General features: G+C 70.1%; 6 protein-coding genes. 1 reads left to right on the top strand and 5 read right to left on the bottom strand.

The genetic code is table 11. The features are described 5' to 3' along the window. Positions 1–290: 290 nt before the first annotated feature. The 4 genes from AC3XYG_RS32525 to AC3XYG_RS32510 are packed head-to-tail and all read right to left on the bottom strand — an operon-like array spanning position 291 to position 2,108. Complete coding sequence (locus AC3XYG_RS32525) at positions 291–719, bottom strand: periplasmic heavy metal sensor (protein WP_489144033.1); 429 nt, start codon at positions 717–719, stop codon at positions 291–293. Further along, positions 716–1,129 (bottom strand): hypothetical protein, encoded by a 414-nt coding sequence (locus AC3XYG_RS32520; protein ID WP_489144032.1) that lies wholly within the window; start codon positions 1,127–1,129, stop codon positions 716–718. The genes AC3XYG_RS32525 and AC3XYG_RS32520 overlap by 4 nt, the downstream gene beginning before the upstream one ends. Before the next feature lies 1 nt (position 1,130). Next, complete coding sequence (locus tag AC3XYG_RS32515; RefSeq protein WP_489144031.1) at positions 1,131–1,691, bottom strand: sigma-70 family RNA polymerase sigma factor; 561 nt, start codon at positions 1,689–1,691, stop codon at positions 1,131–1,133. Between the two features lie 3 nt (positions 1,692–1,694). Continuing rightward, positions 1,695–2,108, bottom strand: a complete 414-nt coding sequence (locus tag AC3XYG_RS32510; RefSeq protein ID WP_489144030.1) for an EF-hand domain-containing protein — start codon at positions 2,106–2,108, stop codon at positions 1,695–1,697. 156 nt (positions 2,109–2,264) lie between these two features. On the opposite strand from AC3XYG_RS32510, the gene ygfZ reads away from it, so the two are divergent. Then, entirely contained in the window at positions 2,265–3,146 is an 882-nt protein-coding gene (gene ygfZ, locus AC3XYG_RS32505) for a CAF17-like 4Fe-4S cluster assembly/insertion protein YgfZ (protein ID WP_489144029.1), read from the top strand. Between the two features lie 33 nt (positions 3,147–3,179). Here ygfZ and AC3XYG_RS32500 read toward each other — a convergent pair. After that, on the bottom strand, positions 3,180–3,765 hold a 586-nt coding region (locus tag AC3XYG_RS32500), incomplete at its 5' end, for a hypothetical protein (protein ID WP_489144028.1).

Below are 3,765 nucleotides of genomic sequence, written 5' to 3'. Positions count from 1 at the left end.
TCGAGGCGGCCTTCGATGCGCTGCGCGAAAAATCGGCCGATCTCCGCGCCGACAGCCAAGCCACGCTGCTGGCGATCCTGTCGAAGCTGCCGCTGGAACAGCGCCGCCAGCTGACCGAACGGAAGGGAATGCTGGGGCCGTCGTAAGAGCCCGTCTGTAAATGCTACTGGTGCGGCCGTCTGGTGGCGGTGGTTTCGAGAACCGGAGCGCAGCGGACGTTTGGTCCGTGAGCACCGGAAGCGGAGAAACCGCCGTCAGACGGCCGCACCAGTAGCGTTTACAAATGGGCTCTAAGATGGTCCCAGCATTCCCTTCCGTTCGGTCAGCTGGCGGCGCTGTTCCAGCGGCAGCTTCGACAGGATCGCCAGCAGCGTGGCTTGGCTGTCGGCGCGGAGATCGGCCGATTTTTCGCGCAGCGCATCGAAGGCCGCCTCGACCTTGGCCGCATCATAGGGCTCGGCGACCAACGCCGCCCGAGCCGCCTGGCGCAGCCCCTTGATCTCGTCATAGCCGGCCTTGAGCTCGGCCTTGTGCTTGTCGACCAGCGGCAGCAGCGTCGAACGGTCCGCCTCGGGCAGGGCCTGCACCAGTTCGGTCAGCGTCGCGGACATCGGCTGCCATTGCGGCCAGCGCCACCAATAGGTGCCGATGACGCCAAGCAGCAGCAGGTTCAGTGCCAGCGAGGCCACCAGGGCCCAGCGCCAGGATCGTCCCGTCACGGCGTCACCCCGAATGTCGACTGGTCGTCGGCCATGGCGAAGCCGACCGTGGACCAGTCGTCGTCGCTGGCCTGCACCGGCGTCGGCATCACCGCGCCGAGATAGACCCCGACCAGCAGCGCCGCGGCGAAGGCCACCGCCGGTCGCCAGGACAGCAGTTCGGAGATCCAGCGCCGGGGTCGCGGCGCCGCGTCCAGGATGCGACCGAGCAGCGCGGCCGAGGGAGCGGCCACCCGCAGATCGTTCAGCGCCCTGGTCACCGCCCTTGCGTCCGCCACGGCGGATCGCGCCGGTGCCGAGGCCGCCAGCAGGGTTTCCGCACCGTCCTGGTCCGCCGCGGGCCAGCGATCGATCACCGGCCCGTGCCGGTCGAGCAGATCGAGGAACCGATCGAGCGTCATCTCGGCCATATCAGACATCTCCCATCAGATCGGCCCGTTCTGCCGCCAGGGCCTGCCGCAGCGCGCGCCGCCCGCGCGACAACAGCGAGTCCACCGCTTCCACCCCGACACCGAGGGTTTCGCCGATCTCGCGATTTCCCAGCCCTTCGTAGTGGCTGAGCAGGATGGCCGCGCGCTGCCGTTCGGGCAGGAGGGCAAGCGCGTCGGCCACCCGGCGTGAGACCCGGGTGCGTTGCAGCCCGGCTTCGGCGCCGAGCGCGGGGTCGGGCGGCTCCGGGATGGCGTCGAGCGGGACTGAAGGCTGGCGCCGCAACCGTTCGATCGCACGGTTGTAGGCGACGCGGGTGAGCCAGGTGGACACCGTCGCGCTCCCGTCGGGGCGCCAGCGCCCGGCTTCCTTCCACAGCGCCAGGAAGGCATCCTGGGCCACGTCCTCGGCATCGGCGCGGCCGCCCAGCATGCGCTGGGCAAAGGCAAGCAGCCGTCCGAGATGCCGGTCGACCAGGCGACGGCACGCGGCGGCGTCACCCGCCGCCACGGCCGCCACCAGGGCATCGTCGCTCTCGGCCACGCTTCAGTTTTGGTGTTTCGTGAGGTCATCGATCGACAAAGAGCCCGTCTTGGCGGTGTCGCGCCGGTCGAAGCGGGCCAGGGCCGGCGCCTCGAACTCAGCAGCAGTCACCTTCCCATCCTTATCGGCGTCGAGCTTGTCGAAACGCTGTTCGAGGCGGGGGCGGATCTTTGCAATCATGGCGTCGACATACTGATCCTTCGTCAACGTCCCGTCACCTGCCGTATCGAGGGCCTTGAACCGCGCATCCGCCCAAGCCTGAACCTCGGTCCGCTCGACCTTGCCGTCCTTGTTGGTATCCAGCTTCCGGAAGAACCCGCCGCGCCAGCCGCCCTCGGGGGCGCTCTGGGCTGCCGCCATGGCCGTGCCGGCGACGAGGGCCGCCAGCGCAGCCCCGACAATCCACGTGGTCTTCATGATGCTCTCAGCGTTGCGCACCGCTTCGGGTGCCTCTATGCCACCTTCACGCCGCAATTCGCCGGTTCCGTCGCTGTCTTGCGCAGGAAAGCTTGCGTCCGCCCCGTCCCTGCCCCACCTCTTCGGGCAGATGCCGCATTCAACCCGGGCGACGCCATGGCCGAATTCACCCTTCTCGACCGCGATGTCCTGCGCCTGACCGGCGAGGACCGGGCGAGTTTCCTGCAGGGGCTGGTCTCCAACGACATGCTCAAGGTCGCGCCCGACCGCGCCATCTTCGCCGCGCTGCTGACGCCGCAGGGCAAGTACCTGCACGATTTCCACGTGGTCGCGCTGGGCGATGCCTGGCTGGTCGATTGCGAGGCCGGACGCGGCGCCGATCTGTTCCGCCGCCTGCGGATGTACAAGCTGCGGTCCAAGATCGAGCTGGCCGACGTGACCGCGGATTGGGCGGTGGCCGCCCTCCCCGGCACCGAAGGCCGCGCCGCGCTGGACCTGCTGGCCGAGCCGGGGGCCGCCCGGCCTCTTGCCGATGGTATTGCCTTCACCGATGCGCGGCTGGCCGGGCTGGGCGCCCGGGCGCTGCTGCCGAAGGCAACGGCGCGGGACACCCTGGCCGGGCTGGGCCTGGCGGAGGTCGGGCCGGAGGCCTGGGATCGGCTGCGCCTGTCGCTCGGCGTGCCGGATGGCAGCCGCGACCTGGTGCCTGATAAGACGGTGCTGCTGGAGGCGAATTACGATTCGCTCAACGCCATCGCCTGGGATAAGGGCTGCTATATGGGCCAGGAGCTGACGGCCCGGACCAAGTATCGCGGCCTGCTGAAGAAGCGGCTGGCGCCGGTGCTCCTGGACGGCCCGGCCCCCGAACCCGGCACGCTGATCCTGCGCGACGGCCGCGAGGTCGGCGAAATGCGGTCGAGCCGCGACGGCATCGGCCTGGCGCTGCTGCGGATCGAGACGCTGGAGGGCGATTCGGGGCCGCTGCTCGCCGGTGACACCGCGATCCGCCCCGCCGCGCCCGCCTGGAAGGCGGCTTGACCGTCAGGCCGGCCTGGAAGGCGGCCTGACCCATCAATCCACCGTGACATGCGCCTCGTCCGGCCCGCCCAGGCAGGCGGAGACCTGGCGGCCGGCGCTGTCGAAGGCGCAGGGCGGCGCCGGGTGCCGCAGCAGGGTCGCGGCCGGGATTCCCAGAGAGACCACGGCCATCGCCGCCATCACCGGCAGCCGTATGGCCGCGCGAACGGGCCGGGTGCGGCCGGCGAGATATCGGCGCAAGACGATCCCGAGCAGCAGGAAGCCGGCGGCAACGACCATGGCCACGGCGATCTCCTGCGGCTGGGGGCTGAAGATCAGGTTGCCACCGACATCGTCGGGGTAGCGCCAGAGCCCGTTCGCCCCGATCGCCAGCGGCAGGAGGCCGGAAGCGGCCCAGGCCAGCCTGAAGCCGGGCAGCCGCAGCAGGGCCGCGATCAGCACCCCCGCCATCGCGGCCACGCCGCCCAGCGCATTCCGCTCGAAGGTGAAGGCGCCACCGAACAGGGTGCCGCCGATGTCGACCGGCGTCAGCAGCCACAGGTCGAAGATGGCGGTCCAGGCGATGATCGCCGCCACCAGGATGAGGCCTGCCTCCCGACCGAGGATCGACCGGAAAACA

This window comes from Inquilinus sp. (genome assembly GCF_057815775.1).
Note: the sequence above shows the minus strand (reverse complement) of the source record. Positions and strands in the feature narration are given on the sequence as shown.

Bases quoted from the DNA above. Each gene is read 5' to 3' on its own strand.
- AC3XYG_RS32510 (WP_489144030.1), bottom strand. From the start codon at position 2,108: ATGAAGACCACGTGGATTGTCGGGGCTGCGCTGGCGGCCCTCGTCGCC.
- ygfZ (WP_489144029.1), top strand. From the start codon at position 2,265: ATGGCCGAATTCACCCTTCTCGACCGCGATGTCCTGCGCCTGACCGGC.
- AC3XYG_RS32520 (WP_489144032.1), bottom strand. From the start codon at position 1,129: ATGGCCGAGATGACGCTCGATCGGTTCCTCGATCTGCTCGACCGGCAC.